Origin of the sequence: Echinicola marina (assembly GCF_020463795.1) — a bacterium.
In the GTDB taxonomy this organism is placed as follows: Bacteria; Bacteroidota; Bacteroidia; order Cytophagales; family Cyclobacteriaceae; genus Echinicola; species Echinicola marina.
Genome location: NZ_CP080025.1, coordinates 3,886,106 through 3,907,888 on the forward strand (window position 1 = coordinate 3,886,106; position 21,783 = coordinate 3,907,888).

Here is a 21,783-nt window from a genome sequence, read left to right on the forward strand (position 1 = left end):
TTAAAAATTTTTGGATGTATACTTACAGCAGCGATAAGGAAATATTAGATAGGATAAAGAACAACGATGCTATGGCATTTCGTGTACTATTTGAGCACTTCTGGGAATCATTGTTTGCTGCTGCCTTAAAAAGAATAAAATCCCAAGATCTCAGCAAGGATATCGTACAGGAGATACTGGCAGATATTTGGAATCGTAGACATAGTTTGGAAATTAAAAGCAGCTTGAAATCCTACCTTCATACCGCGGTAAAATACCATGTCCTAAAGGTTTATCAACAAAATAGGATGCTTGAGGAATTTGATATCAGTAGGGCTTTTCAGCATAGTGATACTGATAATCACCTTGCTTTTAATGAATTGCTTGACACTCTTGAGATTGCTTTGGACAAATTACCAGAAAGACAGCAGCTTATTTTTAGGATGAGTCGCTATGATGGTTTGAGTAGTCAGGAAATAGCAGAAAAACTTAACCTTTCTGAGCAGACTATTTTCAATAATCTTCATAAGACACTTTCCACCCTTAGGACGGAACTGAAAGATTATAGTCCTGTTGTTATTTTGTTTTTAATGGGGCTATTGGAGTAGTGAGACCAATTGTTAAAAAACTGCATTTTCCTCTATGCAGTGCGTCTTTGTTTGATTATACAAATTGATGGCGGTAGATCATTTCAGCTTATTATTTCAGAAAACTGGATAGAAACACCTTGATGTTTTGTTAAATACTTGATGTTGTGTCTTATAATTTTATGTTTTTCACCAAAAAAATAAAATATATTGAAATTTTAATTTTTTGTAGTTTATTATTTTATTGCTGGTTCTTTTTAAGTGTTAGGTTAAGGGAAATGCAATGATTGATGCTAATTGTTAATAATTTGTTAAGCTTGAACCATGCCTTTTAACCTATAATTCATCTAAAATGGAGGTAGTGATTTTTAATTTTTCTCACTTACCTATATATGAAAGAAGAGAGACCTCATCCTCGTGAATTAAAAATGCTGATAGATAAAGCGCTTCAAGGAAAGTTAACAGCTGAAGAGAAGATGATTCTGGATCAGTGGTATACTTCCTTTGAGGAAGTGCTTCCTGTGGTTTATAGTGATCTGTCGAAGGAAGATTTCAAAATGAAATTTTATCAGGAAACCTTGGAAAAGATCGAAAATAATAAAGCTAGGATCAATTCACCTCGTTTTTTATGGCGTAAAATTGCCGCATCTGTGGTATTGTTGGCTGCAACGATTTCAGTATTGTTTTATATTCTTCCCAAGGGAGCCAATGATTTATCCTATATAGAATATAGTACAGGTAAAGGTGAACGAAAGTCAGTATTACTCAGTGATGGAAGCAAGGTGGTCTTAGATGGTCATACTCAGCTGCTTGTAGCTGATAATTTTGAAGGACAGAGAAATGTAAAGCTAATAGGAAGGGCATTTTTTGAAGTGAAAAGGAATGAAGCTTCACCTTTTACCATTAGCACAGAAAGCCTTAAGACTACCGTATTGGGAACCTCATTTGTAATAGATGCGCTGCCTGGTGGGCAAGAAGCAGTTGCGGTAAAATCTGGACGGGTACAAGTGGCATATGGAATAAAGGATGAGGTGGTTTTACAGCAAGGTGAGCAAGCCCTGCTGGTAGAAAATACGCTAGGACATTCGGTAATTAAAAATCCGTTGGAAGTATTCGGATGGATGGAGAATAAATTGGTCTTTTATAATGATGATTTGGATGAAGTAGCGAGCAAAATAGGAAATTGGTATGGGGTAAAAATTGATCTGAAAGTAAGCCCCGAAAATACATGCTTGCTCACAGGAACCTATAGTAATCTCAAACTCAGTGAACTTCTGGAAGTAATAAGTTTTTCAATCCCAATAAAATATGAAATCAATGATGCAACTGTAAAAATTATTTCGGAAGCATGTGAATAGGTAGAGCTGCTGCAACAGCCCTACCAAATCATGGCTAAAGCAATTAAGGACATTACTTTAACTCAAGAACAAGTCTAAATTATGAAAAAAAACCTAATTATCCTGCTTATGCGGATAACAACGAGAATGCTTTGTTTGGCTTTAATGATAGGTTTCAGTGTTTCGCTTAGTTTAGCGGGAAACCTTAGGGCCCAAGAAATCGAAGAGACGATGATTAATATAAAAGATCATCATTATACGATTTTAGAATTAATTAAAATAGTTGAAGACCAGTCGGAATTTTATTTTTCCTATAGGGGAGATCTTGATCTGAGGACCTCCATAGCAGTAAATCCGGGGAAAATTAATTTAAAGCGCCTATTGGAGCGTGTTTCAGACCAATCAGATTATGCATTCAAACATGTCAATAATTCTATTGGCCTCAGTAGGAAAAAGCAATTGAAAGCGGCCATCCGGAAAGAAGTTACTGTGACAGGCAAGGTGAGTACAAAGGAAGGAGAAAGCCTTCCTGGAGCATCTGTGTCGGTAGAAGGGACCACCAAAGGAACAATAACAGATGTGGACGGTAATTATATCATCAGTGTAGATGAAGGAGCTGTATTGGTTTTTGGGTATTTGGGATTTAAAACCCAAAAGGTGACCGTTAAAAGTCAATCCAAGATCGATATCCGATTGGAAGCGGATGAAACTTCCCTTGATGAAGTGGTGGTGGTAGGTTTTGGTACCCAAAGAAAAGTCAGTTTGGTAGGTGCGCAGTCTACCGTAGAGGCGCAGGATTTGCAGATTCCCTCAGGTAACCTGACGAATTCGCTTGCCGGCAGACTTTCTGGGGTGGTTGGGGTCCAAAGAACGGGCGAACCTGGTTTTGATGATTCAGATATTTGGATCCGGGGGATTTCTACTTTTAGCCAAAGTTTAAGCAAACCACTTATTTTGGTAGATGGAGTTCCTAGAGTTATGGCCAATGTAGATCCTGAAGATATTGAGAGCTTCACGGTGTTGAAAGATGCTTCTGCGACGGCAGTTTATGGTGTACGGGGAGCAAATGGTGTGATCATTATTAAGACAAAAAGCGGAGCTGTAGGCAAGCCGAAATTTTCTTTTCGCTATTATGAAGGACTGACCAAATTCACCAAGTTACCAGAGTTTGCTGATGGACCTACCTATATGCGTATGTCCAATGAGGCGATTAGTAACCGAGGCGGAGTACCCATATACAGCGAGGATGTCATTCAGATGACCGCAGATGGAACAGATCCCTATCTGTACCCCAATGTAAATTGGATGGATGAGCTGTTCAATGATTTTGGACATCAAAGAAGGGCCAATCTCAATATAAGTGGAGGATCAGAGAATACTACTTTCTATGTAGGAACCAGTTATTTTGATGAAATAGGCTTATATAAACAAGGAGAAGCTGCTAACTATAACAATCAAATAGGTTTTAAGAGATATAATTTGACGGCCAATTTGGGTATTAAAGCCTCCAATACCACCAAGGTAGATTTAGGGATACAAGGTTATCTTGCCAATGCCAATTATCCCGGTTCTGGGCAAGCGACCATTTTTGAAAATGCTTTTTATATGACTCCTGTGGTGCATCCTGTTGTCTACGAAAATGGTGCTATAGCCGATCAAAGACAAGGGAGTTTGGCTAATCCCTGGGGGCACCTTACTGCTACGGGATATGCTAACCAGTGGAGAAATCAGTTGTTTTCCAATTTAAGAGTCACACAGGAAATTCCAGCCATAAAGGGTTTGTCAGCTACTGCCATGTTTTCTTTTGATGTATATAATTATACCAGTATGAGAAGGACGAAGAGGCCGGATACTTTTTTGGCAACAGGGAGGGATGAAGACGGTAATATGTTATATGAGGAAACCTATAGAGGAGAGCGGTATTTAAGTTTTTCTAGGAACAGTTCCGGCGAAAGGACCTTGTACTGGGAAGCTGCTTTAAAATACGATCGATATTTTGACGATAAGCATGAGGTAACAGGAATGTTATTGTTCAATAAAAGTGATAAGTTAAATTCCCAAGCCGGAGATTTTAACAGTTCATTGCCCTATCGGTATTTGGGGATTTCCGGTCGTGGTACCTATGGTTATGCCGACAAGTACTTCTTGGAATTGAATTTTGGTTATAACGGATCGGAAAATTTCAATCCTGAGAACCGTTTCGGATTCTTCCCAGCGATGGGCTTAGGATGGGTAGCGAGTGAGGAAAGTTTTTTTGAGCCGTTGAAAGACGTGATTCCCATGCTTAAGTTCCGTTTTAGCCATGGCAAAGTGGGTAACAGTCAGATAGTGGGGAGGCGTTTTGCTTATCTGACGACCATTGATCAAACAGGCGGATATTCTTATGGAAAGGAGCGGAACAATAATTATGGGGGCTATGATATTGGGGATTATGGTGTAGATGTTACTTGGGAAACCGCAACCAAAACCAATATAGGTGTTGATTTGTATAGCCTAGGCAATGACCTGAACTTGCAGGTTGATTATTTCAAAGAGCTACGTGAGGGGATTTTTCTGAACAGGGAAGCTGTTCCAGCTTATGTTGGTTTACAAAGTGCACCATATGGCAACTTGGGAATAATAGAGAATAAAGGGATAGATGCTTCTTTGACCTTTTCCAAACGTTTTAAAAAATTCCATTTAAAAGCACTGGGTAATTTCACCTTTAGCAGAAACAAGGTCATTGAAAATGATAAACCTGATCCGACTTATCCATGGTTAGACCAAAAGAACAGGAAGGTAGGGCAGCGTTTTGGATATAATGCTTTAGGACTTTTTGAAAGCGAAGAAGAGATCAATAACGGCCCTGTGCATCCTGGATTGGTGCAAGCGGGGGATATTAAGTTTCAGGATGTTAACGGAGATGGTTTGATCAATGACTTCGATAGGATTCCCATCGGATACGGAACAGTTCCTGAAATCGTTTATGGTTTTGGTCTGACCTTGGGTTATGGGAATTTCACCCTTTCTTCACTTTTCCAAGGTGTAGGGAATGTAGATATTTTTATGAATGGAGAAGGGTTTATGCCATTTATGGTTTCTATGAGCAGGGGCAATTTATTGAGCAATATTGAGGACAGGTGGACTGTGGAAGATCCCCGTCAAGATGTTTTTTATCCACGTTTGTCAGATGGAAGCCCCAATAGTAACTATGCTACCAGTAGTTGGTGGTTAAAAAACGGTAAATACCTACGATTAAAAAATGTGCAATTGACTTATAATCTTCCCAAAACGTTTGTTGATCGGCTGAAGCTAGATAATGCAAGTTTGTTTTTGACGGGCTATAATGTGCTGACCTGGAGTCCATTTGATTTTTGGGATGTAGAGTTAGGGGATGGAAGAGGTGCCAGGTATCCAAATGTTTCCAGTTATACCTTGGGAATTGATTTAAAATTCTAACCGCAATTACGATGAATAGCAATAAAGAATTTATAAGCATGAATAAGTATAAGTTTTCTTGGGTTATGGCTTTTCTGATGGTTTTCATACAGGGATGTAATGAAGATTTTTTGGACCAGGTCCCGGATGATATCATGACTTTGGAAGAAGTTTTTAATAGAAAAGACTTATCGGAATCCTATTTGGCCAATGTATACAATTATCTTAGGGATGAAGCCCATAGAACGAACAATACGCCATGGGATGTGATTTCTGATGATATTGATGTGTCCCAGAAAAACAATCCATTTCGTGTAAATTTGGGAAACTGGAGTGCCGCTTCCAATTATTGGGTGTTCTGGAATCATTATTATAAGGGAATAAGGTCTGCGACGACTTTTCTGAATAATATAGATGGTAATGAGCAGATACTTCAGGATAGGGCAGGACCAGCACTTATCATTCAATATAAGGCAGAAGCGAGGTTTTTAAGGGCTTATTTTTATTTTGAGCTTCTTAAACAATATGGTCCGGTGATTATTCTGGGAGAGGATGTTATTGATCCTGATCTGTCCACAGAGGATCCGCTGATGCAAGCTGCCCGTACCCCTTTTGACCAGTGTGTTGATTATATTGTCGATGAGTTGGATATGGCAGCGGAAGATTTGCCCTTGCACTATACCGATCAGCCTGACCAGGATTATGGGAGAGCGACCAAATTAATGTGCATGGCAGTGAAAAGTAGGATGCTACTTTATGCGGCCAGCCCTTTGTTTAATGGTAATGGTGATTATAATGACTTCAAAAATCAGGATGGTACCAGCTTGATGAACACCCAATATGATGCGTCCAAGTGGAAGCGGGCAGCAGATGCGGCAAAAGAAATTATTGATTTGGGCGTATTGTCATTGTACAAAGAATATGATTCAAATGGAGAATTGGATCCTTTGCTGTCATACAGGAATCTCTTTTTGAAACCTTGGAACGCTGAATGGATTCTTTCCAGAAACAGTAATTCCCTTTCCAATTATGAAAGGTCACTTACTCCGCGCCTGGCCAACGGTTATGCCAGTATGGGGCCTACTCAAAAATTAGTGGATACCTATCATATGGCCAATGGACAAGTACCTGTATTGGGCTATCAAAATGATGGTACCCCAATAATCAACACTGCTTCAGGTTATACAGAAGATGGTTTTAGTGAAGAAGCTGAGGGGTATACCAAAGCAAATACTTTTAATATGTATGTGGGGAGAGAGCCTCGTTTTTATGCCTCAGTTACATATAGTGGTAGCGATTGGATCAACACTTCATCTAGTCTGGGCGTAAGGGAAATAGAATTATGGTATAATGGCGAGTCAGGGAAAGGAGGTTCTCATGATTATTCAGAGACAGGTTATTTGTTTAGAAAAAATGTACATCCAGACAGTAATCCCCGTGAATCCAAATATGTTTCAAGGCCACATGTGATGTACCGTTATGCGGAAATTCTTTTGAACTATGTGGAGGCATTAAATGAATATGATCCTGGAAATACAGCGGTCTTGGCCTATTTGAATTTGATACGGGAAAGGGGAGGAATTCCCGGCCATTTATCTGACAATGGGCAGAGTGGTATGAGAGAACGGATTTGGAGGGAAAGGCGAATTGAATTGGCCATGGAGCATTTGAGGTACTTCGATACTAGGAGGTGGAAGATTGCTGAAGAAACCGATGCGGGGCCTTTTTGGGGAATGAATGTCAATGCAGGAAATTTTGCTACTGATCCGGCATTTTTCCAAAGGACGATTTTTGAAAACAGGATATTTAGGAAGGCTTTTTATTTGTTTCCAATTCCCCAAGCAGAAATTGAACGAAATCCAAATTGTGTCCAAAATCCAGGATGGTAATAGAAAACATGAGAAAAATGAATTCAAAATTTAAAAATAATTGGTTTTTGGGCCTCATGTGCTTGCTTTCTGCTTGCGAAATAGAGGATTTAGAGGTGCCCAATAGTAGTGATTATTCTAAGGTTTATATCAGTGCTGCTGTCGAAAATCCAGTTGGTTTTACGGTTGCTGTAAAAGATGAGTGGTTCCCTATTCCTTTGGGGGTTGGTTATGGAGGGCTGACATTGCCTCAAAATGACTTGCAGGTAAAATTACTTGTAGAACCCCAGCTCGCTGCTGAGTATAATGAAAATAATGGAACCAACTATCCGTTAATGCCCGAGGATAGCTACGAATTGGAAAATGATGTGCTGACTATCCTTAAAGGGGAAAATAGCAGTGGGAATGCAATTATTAAGTTTAACCCTTTAAGATTTACCGGTCTTAGGCCCCATATACTTCCTGTTTCTATTTCTGAAGTGGATGGACAAGCACAAATTAATGAGGATCTTAAAACTGTTTACCTACTTGTTACAGGCAGGTATGAAGAGAATCCTTTTACCAAATTTTCCCAAGAAAACTGGACAATAATGGATGTTTCATCTGATGAGAATGATGGTCCAACTACAGGTGGGCGTGCTCATCATGCCATTGATGGAAGTTTGGATACTTTTTGGCACAGCCAATGGAGGAGGGATGAGAACGGGAACAGGCCAGGCCATCCTCATTATATTGTCATTGATATGAATGAGACAAAGCCCATTCATGGACTTGAGCTCTTTGGGAGGACCAATCAAATTGGGGGAAATGGCAATCCAAGGGACATATATGTGGAAGTGAGTACAGATGGAGAGCACTGGACAGGAACCTTGGATTATGTTTTGGAAAATACAGCATCCAACACCATTTACTTTCCTGAAGTTTTGGAAGCCAGGTATTTTAAGATTACCGTCAAGGCAAGTCATCAGGATGTTTATAGAACGCATATAGCAGAGATTGAAGCTTTCTAGGCCTAATGCCGTATGGGGCGGATTTGCTCCATAAGGTTATGTTATTTGTAGCAATCATAGATGATGAAAGAAACAGGAAGAAAGATAAGTAGATTATTAAAACCTTGGGTGACCAAGGTTTTAATAATCTTAATGCTGGCAGCATGTAGTGCAGAAGAGGCTGTAGTCCCGGACAAGCCAAAGACCAATGGTCTGAAAATCAAAACCATGTCTTACAATATTTATGGGGCAAGGCAGGGAGGGATTCCTGATTTGGCTGCATTAGCGGCGGTAATAAAGGAGTCAAATCCTGATTTGGTAGCGTTACAAGAAGTGGACCGGTTTACAGAGAGGAACGGTAAAGAGGTAGATATTGCCAAGGAATTAGGGGAAATGTGTGGGATGGAATATTTCTTTGCCAAGGCAATGGATTTGGGAAGTGGTGAATATGGAGATGCGATACTGTCAAAATTCCCTATTGAATCCAAGCACGCATTTAATATGGGTGTGGATCCCTTATTGGGAGGAGAGCAGCGTTCCGTGGCTGTCATCAAGGTAGCTATAGAGGGGCAGGGACTTTATTTTGCCAGTACTCATTTGGACCATTTAGGTAATGAACAAAACAGGTTGAAACAGGCACATGAGTTGAATGATATCGTGAAGCAATTTGACGGACCTATGATTCTGGGTGGTGATTTTAATGCTGTGCCAGATTCAGAAACCATTTCTATCATAAAGCAGACCCTCGTTCTTGGATGTAAGAACAATAACTGTAGTCAGCATACCTTTTCCACCTCCAAGCCAAACCGGACCATCGATTATATTTTTTACAAGGGTATAAATAGACTTAGAGTAGAAAACTATGGTGTTTTCGATTGGGCCGACAGAGAATCGGATCACTTCCCAGTTGTAGCCACATTTAATTTAAAACAGGATTAAGATCATGAAAAAAAGTGCCAATAAAAGTAGGAGAAAGTTCATCAATGGTCTTGGGAAAGCAGCCATATTCGGGGTTGCAACGCCTGCTTCAGCCAGTTTTGAACTGTCCAAAAATGAAGCCATTCGGACTGAAAATTATTCAGCACCCTATCTTCAAAATTTGAAAGAAGATGGGGTAAGTATCATGTTTATCACCCAAGAGAATTCCTTGAGTTGGGTACAGTATGGTGAAGAAAGTTGTGATAAAAAGGCATTTACAAAGATAGATGGATTTATCCAGGCCAATAACCGTTTGAATAAAGTTCAACTGAAAGGCCTGAAGCCCAATACAAATTATCAGTACCGGGTTGTTTCCAAGCCATTGATCAAGTTTGAACCCTATGACCAACAATTTGGAGAGGAGATTCAAGGAGAAGTATATCATTTTAGCACTCCTGCAGCAACTGGTGAAGCTGTCTCATGTATTATCTTGAACGATATTCATGACCGACCCTATTCATTTGGAGAATTGTTAGGATTGAACAAGGACTTTCATTATGATTTTGTTGCGCTGAACGGAGATATGTTTGATTACCAGTCAGACGAACAGCAGTTGATAGACCATCTGATAAGGCCATGTACAAGTTTGTTTGCCAGTGAAAAGCCCTTTATAATGATTAGGGGAAATCATGAAACGAGAGGAAGGTATGCGAGGCAATTTAAAGATTATTTTGATTACGAAGGAAATGAGTACTATTTTTCTTTCAGACAAGGACCTGTACATTTTATAGTTTTGGATTCAGGAGAGGATAAGGAAGATGATCATGAGGCTTATCATGGAATGGTTGATTTTGATGCTTTCAGAGAACAGCAGGCTGCATGGCTGGAAAATGAGTTGGAAAACAGTGCTTACAGCACCTGTAAATATAAAGTTGTCTTAATGCATATTCCTCCTTATCATTCTGGCGACTGGCATGGAACCACCCATTGCAGGGAGGTGTTTTCTCCCATTTTTGAAAAGCATCGGATCGATATGGTGATCTCAGGCCATACCCACCGTTATGGAATTCATAAGGCCAATGCCGAACATAATTATCCAATCATTATAGGAGGTGGTCCTAAGACTGGTAGCAGGACTTTGATCCAGTTGGATGCCAATCTTGAAAGGTTGTATATCAAAATGCTCAACGATCAGGGAGAAGTGGTAGGGGAGAATGTGGTGAAGGGTTAGCAGAAAAGGCTCCGGGAGGGGCTTCTGACCATTGGATGAATGCTTGGTTGAGCTGTCTGTTGTGGTAAGCTTCTAATGATGGATGTTATTTCTGTTTTTCTTTCTTAATGAAGAATCCCTGATGATAAGGTCTGCCTTTAAGGTGATTGTATTGGTATTTTGTAAAACATCGTCTCCGGTTTCATTTAGTCGGGTAATCAGGTTTTTCATGGCTATTTCCCCCATTTCGTAGCCGGGGTAGTTGATAGTGGTGAGATTAGGGGCTATTAGCCTGGAGACGGTGTCATTATTAAAGCCCACCACGGCCATGTCCTTTGGGATTTTTACGCCAGCTTTTTTAAGTTGGATCAGGCAGCTTGCGGCACAGCTGTCATTGGATACAAAGAGCCCATCTGGTAAGGGATTCATAGAAAGGATTTTTCGGGAAATGTCTATACCTGCGGTTTCGTTCAGATCAGATATAATGATATTATCCTCCTCGAAGGCTATGCCATTGTCCATCAAAGCATATTTATAGCCCTTTAGTCTGTCGGCATATACATTTATCTGAGGATTGCCCAAAACATGCACAATGTTCTTGCAGCCTTGATCAATCAGATGTTTAACGGCATGATAAGCTGCTTTCGAATTGTCTATCATTACTCCGGTCATATTGCTTTCTTCTGCCACGCGATCAAAGAAGATCACAGGGGTGCCCTTTTGGAGGAATGGTTTGAAATGGGCTATTTCTTTGGTGCTGCTGGCCAAGGACACCAGTAAGCCATCTACACGGCTATTATACATCGATTTGGCATTGGACTTTTCTTTATCTTCAGATTCAAGGGACTGGCTAATGATCAGGTTGAAACCAGCTTCATTGGCCACTTTTTCCATTCCCGCAAGCACGGAAGATTGGAAGGGACTGTTGAGCCTAGGGACGATTACACCAATATTATGTGTGGATTTGCTACGGAGGTTGGAGGCGAAGATATTGGAACGATAGCCTAATTTATCTGCGGCCTCATAAATCTTTTTCTTGGTCTTTTCCTTTACTGCGGGGTGTTTGTTCAATGCCCTGCTCACAGTAGCAGGGGAGACCCCTGTTTCTTTGGCTATATCATAAATTGTTATTTCTTTGCTCATCTTAATTATGCCTTTGGTGAGTAGCCCTTCTCTTTTTTATTTCAGGTCTTTTTGCATTTTAATGATTACTAGATCAGACCGGTATTAAGTATTAAATAAGTGCCCAATGTCAAAGTTATTAAAGCCCTGTTTAGGCAGTACATTATCATGGTATAAAATTAGCATATGATAATGAAAACGGTTTCATTTATTTCATAATATATTTAAATTTTTTAGTTAATACTATTTTATATGCACCTGCTTTTAGGGGATAGGTGAAGGGCTTGATTTGCTTATTAGAGCTGAAAATTGATCGTTTTAGCTTATTTGCAGATTAGAATATTTTTTGTTAATTCTTAAAATAAAAATGAAACCGATTGCATAAATTGAAATTTATTTTCAGGTTTGTAATGCTGGTATTGTGAGTGGAGATAGTGGGAAAAGCAGGATATCCCAATGGTGTATGCCCCATAAACCAGTATGCAGGATTGATGGAAAATGCTGAATATTGATTGTGAAGAGGAAGGTCCTGTAAATGCGAAAGAGCTTTGTTCTCCTGTAGAAAAGATTAGAATAGTGGAAACAAATAAAGCCCATTTTGAGATCAATAGAAATGCCTAAAAATAAACCTGAACTATGATTAGCATGAAATCCGTATGCAGTTTTTTGTTTCTTATCACTATCCTGTTTTTGTTGGTCGTGGAGAGGAGCTTTGCTTTTAAACAGCCACTTAAGGAAAGTCTTCTGACCTTTGAGGAGGCTAAGGTGCCCAAGGATGTTGTGTATGATAAGCAGGAAAGGGATTTGGCCATCCATAAATTTACCCTTGAAGAAAAGAAAAGTGTCTTGTTTGAAAAGAATGGTCATAGCTCCGTGTTACTTGATCCAGGAGAAAGTGAAGTGGTCCATGCGGCATTCGCTATGCTCCAAGGGGATATTAAAACTGTTTTTGATGCCCAACTTGACCTGACTTCTGAAATATTACAAAATACCAATGTGGTGGCAGGAACAGTCGGTAAAAGCTGGGTGATTTCAGCAATGGAAGAAAAGGGGCTTGTTGACCTTTCTTCCCTTAAAAGTCAGTGGGAGACCTATTTGATTAAAAATATAAATTGGAAGGGGAGACAGGTACTGGTAATTGCAGGAAGTGATAGCAGGGCGACCGCTTATGGTTTGCTAGAATTATCCAGGATGGTGGGAGTTTCGCCTTGGGTATGGTGGGCAGATGTTGTTCCTGAAAAGAAAGAGATCTTTGAAATTCCTAAGGAGCTATTGGTACAAGATGCACCAAAGGTGAAGTTTAGGGGGATTTTTCTAAACGATGAAGACTGGGGATTGCAGCCTTGGGCAGCCAAGACCTTTGAGCCGGAGACAGGAGATATAGGCCCCAAAACCTATGAAAAAATCTTTCAGCTCCTGTTGCGATTGCGTGCCAATGCTATTTGGCCAGCCATGCATCCTTCAACCAAAGCTTTCTATTCCATAGATGGCAATAAGGAAATGGCTGCAAAGTACCAGATTTTTGTGGGGACTTCCCATGCAGAACCCATGTTGAGAAATAATGTAGGGGAATGGGACCATGATAGATATGGGGAGTACAATTATGCCAGTAATCGCGATATGGTAAAGGAATATTGGCAGGAGCGTATTGAAGAGCTGGATGATGAGGACCGCTATATAGTGACCCTTGGGATGCGTGGGATCCATGATTCCGGAATGCAGGGGGACTTTACTGCAGAGGAAAAAGTGGATATGCTGGAGACCATTATCGGTGATCAAAGGAAAATGCTTCAGAATACCTTGAAAAAAAAGGTCACAGGGATACCACAGGCATTTGTTCCTTATAAGGAAGTTTTAGAAATATACAGTGAAGGTGCCAAGATCCCAGAAGATATCACACTTGTCTGGCCTGATGACAACCATGGCTATATCCGTCAGCTGTCCAATAACTATGAGCAGCAACGATCAGGTGGAGCAGGAGTCTATTACCATATTTCCTATTGGGGAAGACCTCATGATTTCTTATGGTTGGAATCCATTCCAGTAGCACTTATTTGGGAGGAGATGAACAAGGCTTATCACAGCAATGCCAAGGACATCTGGATCGTAAATGTCGGTGATATTAAGCCCAATGAAATTGGAATGAACTTTTTTCTGGAAATGGCATGGGATCCAGACCAATTTTCAGCAGAAGATCTTAATAGTTATTATTCACGCTTTGCCGAAGAGCAATTTGGAAAAAGCTATTCGGGGGAAATTGGGGAAATACTTGCCCGCTATTTCCAGTTGGGCTTTTCAAGGAAACCAGAACATATGGGATGGTCAACTATCTATCCTAATACACCCATACAAGATCCTGAGCTTTCCCTTTTTGATCAGGGCGATGAAGTGCAGCAGCGTTTAGATGCCTATATTCTGTTGGAAGAACAGGTAGCAACCTTACAAAAGAAATTACCTGAGCATTTAAAGGATGCATTTTATCAGTTGGTGGGTTATAAAGTATTAGGGGCGGCCAATATGAATAAAAAGCTGCTATACGCCTATAAGAGCCGTGCTTATGCCGAGCAAGGGCGGGCCAGTGCTCAAATCTATGCGGACAAGTCAAAGGAAGCATTTGAGCAAATTAAGGAAATTACCCAGCGCTATCATCAACAAAATGGCGGGAAGTGGTCTTATATGATGACTTATAATCCAAGGAAGCTTCCTGTTTATAGCATGCCTGAAACAGGCTCCATGACAAAACCTTCTAAAAAAGGAGGCGGAGGAATCGTTCCTGAAGGCTTTTTCAGACCGATTGCTCCAGGTCAGGAAGTTACTTTGCCCAGCTTTATTTCCTCCACTGACCGGGAATATTTTATAGATGTTTTTAGCACGGGGCAGGAGGCCATTAGCTGGACAGCCCAATCCAACGATCCATGGATTAAAATTTCCGCCAAAGAAGGAGAAACATCTTCAGAAGAGCGCATATGGGTTTCAGTGGACTGGTCACTTTTCCCTATGGGACAGGAAAGCAGCTCATTGATCAATATCAGTTTGGACGAGGAAAACTATTCCATTAAGGTACAAGCCAAGCAGTTGGATTTAAGGGATAGGCAGCAAGTATTTGTGGAAGATAATGGCATAGTTTCGATGGAGGTGGAGCATTTTAGTGAAGTACTTCCTACTGAAGGGGCTGAATGGAAACTGATACAGGGTTTAGGGAGACAAAGTGATGCAGTAGGCACTTTCCCTGTATCCTCTGGTTCACTGCTTGGCCGAGAAGAGCATGCTCCAGCTTTGAAGTATGAATTTATCAACGAATCTACTGGTGAGTTTACCCTGAGGATGCATTGTTTGCCGTCGCAGCCAATTAATGGGGATTATAGGCTCAGGTTTGCCGTAAGCATAGATGGTGGAAGTCCAATTCTTATGGATGCCTCGCTCCAGGAAGTGATGGATGAGCATAACCGTGAATGGAATAGCAATGTGCTTAGAGCTGTTAATTATGTGGAGACGGAGATCCATCTTCCATTTTCAGGGAAGCATAGTTTAAAAATCACCATGGTGGATCCAGGAGTGGTATTGGATAAAATAGAGCTTATCAAAGCAGGTCAGTCTTCAGGTTATTTTGGAGCAAGGGAAACAAAAATCAATAATAGATAAATCAATGTTTGAAGTAGTAGATAAAGTCATCGTCATAACCGGGGGGACTGGCGTCTTGGGAAGTAATATCGCAAAATCTTTGCTTGAGGCAGGCGCGAAGGTAGTGATCCTCGGACGTAATCAAGACAAGCTAAACAGTGTCCTTGACACCTTGGGCAAGCAGGGGGATCTGATTGGTTTTTCTTGTGATGTGTTGGACAAGAGCAGGCTTCATAAAGTCCGTGACGCAGTAATACAAAAATGGGGATCTATTCAGGTGCTGATCAATGTGGCTGGGGGAAATATGGCGGAGGCCAATGTGAATGAGGACCAGACCGTCTTTGACATTGATGTAGCTGAGCACAAAAAGGTAATAGACCTCAATTTAGATGGAACTATAGTTCCCAGTTTGGTTTTTGGGAAAGCTATAGCCGAAGGAGGGGAAGGGAGTATCATCAATATATCCTCCATGGCGACTTATTCTGCGATAAGTCGTGTAATGGGCTATTCGGCGGCCAAGACCGGAATCAATAACTTTACCCAATGGATGGCCATGGAAATGGCATTGAAATTTGGAGAAAAAGTGAGGGTAAATGCGATTGCGCCTGGTTTTTTTATAGGAGAGCAAAATCGAAAAGTATTGATCCATCCTGATGGTTCTTATACCGATCGCAGTAAGAAGGTATTGGCCCGAACGCCCATGAAGCGTTTTGGACATATCGATGAGTTAAATGGTGCCGTACAATTTTTGTGCTCCGAGGCAGCCTCCTTTATCACGGGCGTAATTCTTCCTGTAGATGGTGGTTTTAGTTCATTTAGTGGGGTTTAGTAGAGGAAGTTTATTGGGCGAATACATTTTTACGCTAGGAAAATTGAGATGAGGAATCAGGCTAAGATAAGTGGTGTCAAATATTAAACCCGCATTATGCATTAGGAATCGTTATGAGAACTGAAACTACAAGAAAATCAGGCTGTTTGGAGATTGAATCATAGCATCGCTATGGTGAAATCGAAAACAGCAGCGAAGCGACTGATTTTAAAGTAGTTTCAGGTCGTAATAGATAGGCTAATGCATAATGCGGGTTAAAAAAGTAAAGTTAAAGAAGAACCAAAATATACGGTCTTAAAGACCATCAATGAATATATAAAATGGGATTGATTCAAACATGGAGATGGTACGGGCCAGAGGATCCCGTCACACTTAGTGATATCAGGCAAGCAGGGGCTTCAGGAGTCGTTACAGCCTTGCATCAAATTCCTCACGGGGATGTTTGGCCGCTTGAGTTGATTAAAGAAAGGAAAGCAATGATAGCCCAAGCAGGGCTGGAATGGTCAGTGGTGGAAAGCGTTCCTGTCCATGAGGCCATAAAAACCAGGAATGAGCATGCGGGTTTTTATTTGGAAAATTACCGTAAAACTTTGCGGAACCTTTCTTCCTGTGGCATCAAAACAGTTTGTTATAATTTTATGCCAGTCTTGGATTGGACACGGACAGACCTGAGGATTACTTTGGATAATGGTGCCAAAGCGCTGTATTTTGATTGGGTGGATTTGGCTGTTTTTGATACCAAAGTCTTGAAGCGAGCAGAAGCCAGTTCCTTTTATCAAGCTTCAGTTTTAAATCAGGTGGAAGAGCGCTATGAAAAGATGTCCAAAGAGCGTTTAGAGGAACTTTCTGCTGTCATCCTAATGGGGGTACCCACAGAAGGTGGGGTCAGTTTAGAGGATTTAAAGCAGAGTATTGAAATTTACAAGAAAATCGGAAAAGCTGGTTTGAGGGAAAACTTGGTGTATTTTCTGGAAAGTATAGCCGAGCTTTGTCTGGAAGAAGGAATACAGATGACCATACATCCAGATGATCCTCCTTTCCCAATATTGGGTTTGCCACGAATCGCTTCTTCCAAAGAAGATTTGGAATATATTCTAGCAGAAGTTGATCAGTCCTTTAATGGAATTTGCTTTTGTACCGGTTCTCTTGGTGCAGGAGGCCATAATGACTTAGTGGAAATTTTGAAGGCTGTAGGAGAAAGAGTGTATTTCGCCCATCTTAGGAATATCAAAAAGGATGCGATGGGCAATTTTTATGAATCCGACCATTTGGATGGAGATGTGGATATGCCAGCAATCATGACTTTATTGGTGACACTCAATAAAAAGAGGAAGCAAAGGATTCCCTTTAGGCCTGATCATGGTCATGAACTATTGGATGATATAGGAAAGGCTACCAATCCCGGCTATTCGGCAATAGGAAGGCTAAAAGGTTTAGCGGAATTAAGGGGATTGGAATTGGGGATCAACTGTACATTGAAGGATTAATATTTGTGGTTTTAGGCCATTACCAATTGTATCGTAGAAATTTGAAGAGTAAGCATATTTGGGTCGTTTCGATGGATCTGTTGGGGCAAAAACATGTGCAGGGAAATATAAGGTCAATCAAAATTTCTGTGGCAACTCTTAAAATGCTTCTTTTAAAAAAATCAGACCTATACTGTAGTCGTTCAATGCTGAATTAATTGAAATGTGGTAAAACATCTGTGTTGATCTATGTTTATCCGTGTATAAAAATTATTGACCACAGATAAAAATGATGCACACTGATATATGGTTATACGCTTGGTTTTAAAAGGTGTTTATCTGACTGCGTCTGTATGTTAGGTGCTTTTTGAATGACCTAAAGCAGGACATTGAAGGCTGTTAATCTTCAATTTTTCTGCATGATCCTCAATTTATTGGATCAATCAAAATTTCTGGTGGCAACTCTTAAAATGCTTCTTTTAAATAATTCAGACCTATACTGTAGTCGTTCAATGCTGAATTAATTGAAATGTGCTAAAACACCTGCGTTGATCAATGTTTATCCGTGTATAAAAATTATTGACCACAGATAAAAATGATGCACACTGATATATGGTAATACACTTGGTTTTGAAAGGTGTTTATCTGACTGTATCTGTATGTTAGACGTCTTGTCAAATGACCTAAAGAAAGGAGTTGAAGACTGTTAATTCTCAATTTATCAGCATTTCTCAATGGGATTAAAAAATAAAATCCCCATGGTAGGCATCGACCGGATCAAATTCCTTTAAACATTTTAAAAGAATTTGGTCTGATTAATTTCCTTAACGACCATGGAGACCTTACTAATATTTATTAACCCTAAGCCTAGATTAATATCTAAACCTTAGTCATAAAGTTGATGAAATTTAGGTCATTACACCTATCCAAAGCGTTCTAAAAACTATCATTTTTGGACAGTCTTAATGTGTTGGTTTTGTGTAAGTGTTTTGTTTTTAGGTGATTGTGTTTTTTTTGATGATGGTTTGGTGATTTGTGCAATAAATTTAAAAACAAGAACCTTGGCAAATGAACAAAAAAAATGGGTAAGCATTAAGCCACCCATTTTTACATTAATATTATTGAGCTGAGGTTTATTTGGCCTGGACCGCCACATCATCAAATGCAAACCAACCCGCACTACTAGGTGCGGTGGCTCCGAACTCAATCCCCACCTTGGCACCAACAGCTTGTTCATTGGCTATTGCAGTGAAATCAATGGCAGCAGTTTCACCAGCTGCGATAGCCGTTGTTTGTGATCCCAATACATTTCTAATACCATCACCTGAGTCATAGTATATGATAACCGTAAAATCTTGTCCATTCCATGAATTTGAAGCGGTCATGGTCAGTTTAAATTCTTCATCTGTCCTTGTGATTACATGATCCAGTAGATTATAGACATTGGGGTCACTTGTCTTGATGAAACCATGATAATTTCCAGTATTATCCGCTTCCACACCTGAGTCGGTAGCTTGGGTATCGGTGTTCCAACCAGGGACATTGGACCAATTTTTATATTTTTGATCTCCGGGAAGTGAGAAATCTGCATTCTCTACGCTAATGGGTGCAAATACCCGGAGTTTCATAGCTGTTACAGTTTTGGTAAGGATTACAGGGCTAGTGCCTTCCTCTCCGGAAACTGTCAGTTTTACGGTGTACTCTCCTTCAGCATCATAGGTATGGACGGGATTTTCTTCTGTAGAAGTATTACCGTCTCCAAAGTCCCAAAGATAAGCATTGGCATAACTGGATTTTACCATAAAGTTGATTTTCAATTCTTCCGCTTCATAGATAAAGTCAGCTATGGGATCGTTAACGATGCTTACACTAAGGGTTTCATTTACTTCTGCCGGCTTGGTTCCATCTGTCCCGTAAACCATTAGTTTTACATTATAATCACCTTCTTTTTCATAATTGTGTACGGGATCCTCATCCGTAGAATTATATCCATCACCAAAATCCCAAAAGTAAATATTGGCATGACTGGCCTCTGCATCAAACTTTATTTTCCCTCCATCCTCAGGCGCAAATGTGAAACTTGCTATGGGATCATTGGCTTTAATATCATCTGTGTCTTCACTGCAGGAGACCAATAAGCTTAAGGATAGCATATAGGCTATTGGGGTAAATGTTTTTTTCATTCTACTTAATTTTTTAATTGCTTGGTTAATAGATTTACTGTCATTACTTGAAAGCGGTACCTATAACGGTTGGTGGTTTTTTTTTCTAACGATACATATTCATGATTATCAGGGATTAGTCGAAATCCCGTACTTTCTTAATTGGTAGTATTAAGAAAGTAGATCTTTTTGGACCTATGAACTAGGTTGGGACAGAAGGATATCCCTTAATTTCTTTTAGCCGAAAGTTAGTATGGTTTCAGTATTATAAATTATTATTCAGCATTAAAGTACTGCCATTATAGCTGAAAACTGTATGGTATCATACTGGTAAGTTTGGTGAAATAGCGGAATTGCAAAATAAGGTTTTCAGAAAAATACATGCTAGCCAAAGTGGTTATGGGTTAGCAGCCTTCTGTCTCGACATATACAGAAAATGTGATTATCGAAATAGAAAAAGAGAAGCCTACTTATTGGGTTAAGCAAGCTTCTCATTTTGGTATTGGGTGAAGGCGAAGAACACTTTACTGTTTATAAAGTGTTTTTGATTTTGAAGACAGACAGTTTAAGTATATTATAGGTGCGGTTACCTGGCGATTTTCTTTCCATTGATACTGAGGTTACTGAATTCAAGCCCATTGATATAGTCCAAATGAACATCCTGTTCTTTTGGCGTAGAAAGTTTCATATTTTTTAAATGTAGATCAGATACCTGATACTGATCGGAATCCCGAGTATTAAATATCAGTTCACATTCCAGATCAATATTATGGAAAGTGATATTATTGGCAGAAGAGCTGCGGATGCCCTCTTCACCTTTCAGATCAAAAAACTGTGTCCAGGGTTTGATAAACAGCATGTTTTTGGCATTTCCTTTAATATCTTCTACCAGAATATGCTCATAATGTTGGGGGGTATCAGGTCGCATTTTCAACCACAATAACCTAGTAGCGTGGGACACTTTTGTTCTCCTAAGGATGATATTTCGGTTATGGATGGATTCACTGCCACAGGTGAGGGCGCTATGGCAATAGCCGAATTCACAATCTTCGACTATGATATTATAATTGCCACCATTATTGTGGTCCTTATCAGCATTGGGGCCTTTTCCCCCCTTAAGGGCAATGGCATCATCATTGACAGACATGTAGCAATTCTTTACCAGCACATTTTTGCAGACATCCAAGTCAATGGCATCTGAACTGGGGGCTTTCTCATGCTTTGGCTCATGAGGAGCGAAGATATACAAGTCCAATATTTTCACATTTTCACACTTGTAGTAGTGGGAGGTCCAAAAAGGCGAGTTGATCAAGCGGATGCCAGATACCTGGATGTTTTTACTGTTGGAAATAAATAGCAAGCGAGGACGCATTTCGTCGAGATTTGTACAGTCTGGATTCCATTTTCTCCTGAGCCAAAATGAACGCCAAAAGCGTAAGCCATTGCCATTAAGGGTGCCTTTTCCAGATATGGTAAATCCATCCAAACCATCTGCATTGACCAAGGCAGCAAAGTATTTTCTGTTTTGGCCTTCAATTCGGGTGTCCAGCAATTTGAAATGGCTGATATCATCACTTCCTTTGAGCACGGCATCTTTTTCTAAATGCAGGTGTGTTCCGGGTTTGAAAAATATGGAACCGCTTAGGAAGGTTCCTTTTGGGATAATGATGACTCCACCACCTTCTTTATGCGCCAGATCAATTATGGCTTGGATTTTATCCGTTTGGACAAGGTTACTGTCCTGCTTAACACCATAATCTGTAATTAAATAATGTTTTCCAAGTTGGTGGATATCTGTAGGTTTTGTTTCACTAAACCATTCCGGAATGGCTGTTCCGTCTGGAAATACCTCCTGTTGGGCCAAAGCTGCAAAGTTAAAGATAAACAAGAGGAAGAAAGATAAAAGGCAATTTTTCATGAGTTATTGTTGATTTTAATGGGTAAAAATTGGGACTTACAAGCTCTGCTATCCTTAGCTGTAAGCCGCTATTTTGGAGAAAAGTAAATAAAACTGCGCAACTAACAATGCTGTAATGTCATGGTTGTCTATCTTCAATGGCTTGTGTAACTGAATTTATTTTTGTCCATAGGGTGAAGCTGGTGATGCTTGTTTATTTTGAAATGTACCAAGCCATCCCATCCAAAGCAGTAGTTGCCTTTGTTTACTTCCTTCCTTTCATAAGTTTAAGGGCCTCAGAACAGTCCATAACGGTTTTGATTTAATTTTACCATAATTTGGTTTTATATCCATTTTAAAGAAATGAAACCCGAAATAATC

14 protein-coding genes are annotated in these 21,783 nt (G+C 40.0%); 11 read left to right on the top strand and 3 right to left on the bottom strand.

Annotated elements, in window-relative coordinates; all coding sequences use genetic code 11:
* Positions 1-14: 14 nt before the first annotated feature.
* The 7 genes from KZP23_RS15560 to KZP23_RS15590 all read left to right on the top strand — a co-directional run bounded on the left by KZP23_RS15560 (position 15) and on the right by KZP23_RS15590 (position 10,326).
* On the top strand, positions 15-587 hold the full coding sequence (locus KZP23_RS15560) for an RNA polymerase sigma factor (RefSeq protein WP_226332712.1): 573 nt from the start codon (positions 15-17) through the stop codon (positions 585-587).
* 371 nt (positions 588-958) lie between these two features.
* Positions 959-1,924 carry a FecR family protein gene (locus KZP23_RS15565; protein ID WP_226332713.1) on the top strand — a complete coding sequence of 322 codons (966 nt, stop codon included), beginning with the start codon at positions 959-961 and terminating at the stop codon, positions 1,922-1,924.
* Between the two features lie 81 nt (positions 1,925-2,005).
* Positions 2,006-5,341, top strand: coding sequence for a SusC/RagA family TonB-linked outer membrane protein (locus KZP23_RS15570; protein WP_226332714.1), 3,336 nt, complete (start codon positions 2,006-2,008; stop codon positions 5,339-5,341).
* A gap of 38 nt (positions 5,342-5,379) precedes the next feature.
* Positions 5,380-7,209, top strand: coding sequence for a RagB/SusD family nutrient uptake outer membrane protein (locus KZP23_RS15575; protein ID WP_226332715.1), 1,830 nt, complete (start codon positions 5,380-5,382; stop codon positions 7,207-7,209).
* A gap of 17 nt (positions 7,210-7,226) precedes the next feature.
* Positions 7,227-8,198, top strand: coding sequence for a discoidin domain-containing protein (locus tag KZP23_RS15580; RefSeq protein WP_226332716.1), 972 nt, complete (start codon positions 7,227-7,229; stop codon positions 8,196-8,198).
* Positions 8,199-8,258: 60 nt separating this feature from the next.
* Positions 8,259-9,116, top strand: coding sequence for an endonuclease/exonuclease/phosphatase family protein (locus KZP23_RS15585; protein ID WP_226332717.1), 858 nt, complete (start codon positions 8,259-8,261; stop codon positions 9,114-9,116).
* 4 nt (positions 9,117-9,120) lie between these two features.
* Positions 9,121-10,326, top strand: a complete 1,206-nt coding sequence (locus KZP23_RS15590; protein WP_226332718.1) for a purple acid phosphatase family protein — start codon at positions 9,121-9,123, stop codon at positions 10,324-10,326.
* Between the two features lie 72 nt (positions 10,327-10,398).
* Here KZP23_RS15590 and KZP23_RS15595 read toward each other — a convergent pair whose 3' ends face one another.
* On the bottom strand, positions 10,399-11,448 hold the full coding sequence (locus KZP23_RS15595) for a LacI family DNA-binding transcriptional regulator (protein WP_226332719.1): 1,050 nt from the start codon (positions 11,446-11,448) through the stop codon (positions 10,399-10,401).
* A gap of 477 nt (positions 11,449-11,925) precedes the next feature.
* On the opposite strand from KZP23_RS15595, the gene KZP23_RS23040 reads away from it, so the two are divergent.
* The 4 genes from KZP23_RS23040 to uxuA all read left to right on the top strand — a co-directional run bounded on the left by KZP23_RS23040 (position 11,926) and on the right by uxuA (position 17,364).
* Positions 11,926-12,048 carry a hypothetical protein gene (locus KZP23_RS23040; RefSeq protein WP_262904683.1) on the top strand — a complete coding sequence of 41 codons (123 nt, stop codon included), beginning with the start codon at positions 11,926-11,928 and terminating at the stop codon, positions 12,046-12,048.
* A gap of 24 nt (positions 12,049-12,072) precedes the next feature.
* Positions 12,073-15,069, top strand: a complete 2,997-nt coding sequence (locus tag KZP23_RS15600; protein ID WP_226332720.1) for a glycosyl hydrolase 115 family protein — start codon at positions 12,073-12,075, stop codon at positions 15,067-15,069.
* 4 nt (positions 15,070-15,073) lie between these two features.
* On the top strand, positions 15,074-15,877 hold the full coding sequence (locus KZP23_RS15605) for an SDR family oxidoreductase (RefSeq protein WP_226332721.1): 804 nt from the start codon (positions 15,074-15,076) through the stop codon (positions 15,875-15,877).
* A 320-nt stretch (positions 15,878-16,197) separates the two neighbouring features.
* A complete protein-coding gene (gene uxuA, locus KZP23_RS15610) occupies positions 16,198-17,364 on the top strand; it encodes a mannonate dehydratase (RefSeq protein ID WP_226332722.1) in 1,167 nt (388 codons plus the stop codon).
* Positions 17,365-18,476: 1,112 nt separating this feature from the next.
* Here the strand turns inward: uxuA and KZP23_RS15615 are convergent.
* Complete coding sequence (locus KZP23_RS15615) at positions 18,477-19,526, bottom strand: PKD domain-containing protein (protein ID WP_226332723.1); 1,050 nt, start codon at positions 19,524-19,526, stop codon at positions 18,477-18,479.
* 565 nt (positions 19,527-20,091) lie between these two features.
* Positions 20,092-21,423: a rhamnogalacturonidase gene (locus KZP23_RS15620; protein WP_226332724.1), complete on the bottom strand. Its 1,332-nt coding sequence runs from the start codon at positions 21,421-21,423 to the stop codon at positions 20,092-20,094.
* Between the last annotated feature and the right edge of the window lie 360 nt (positions 21,424-21,783).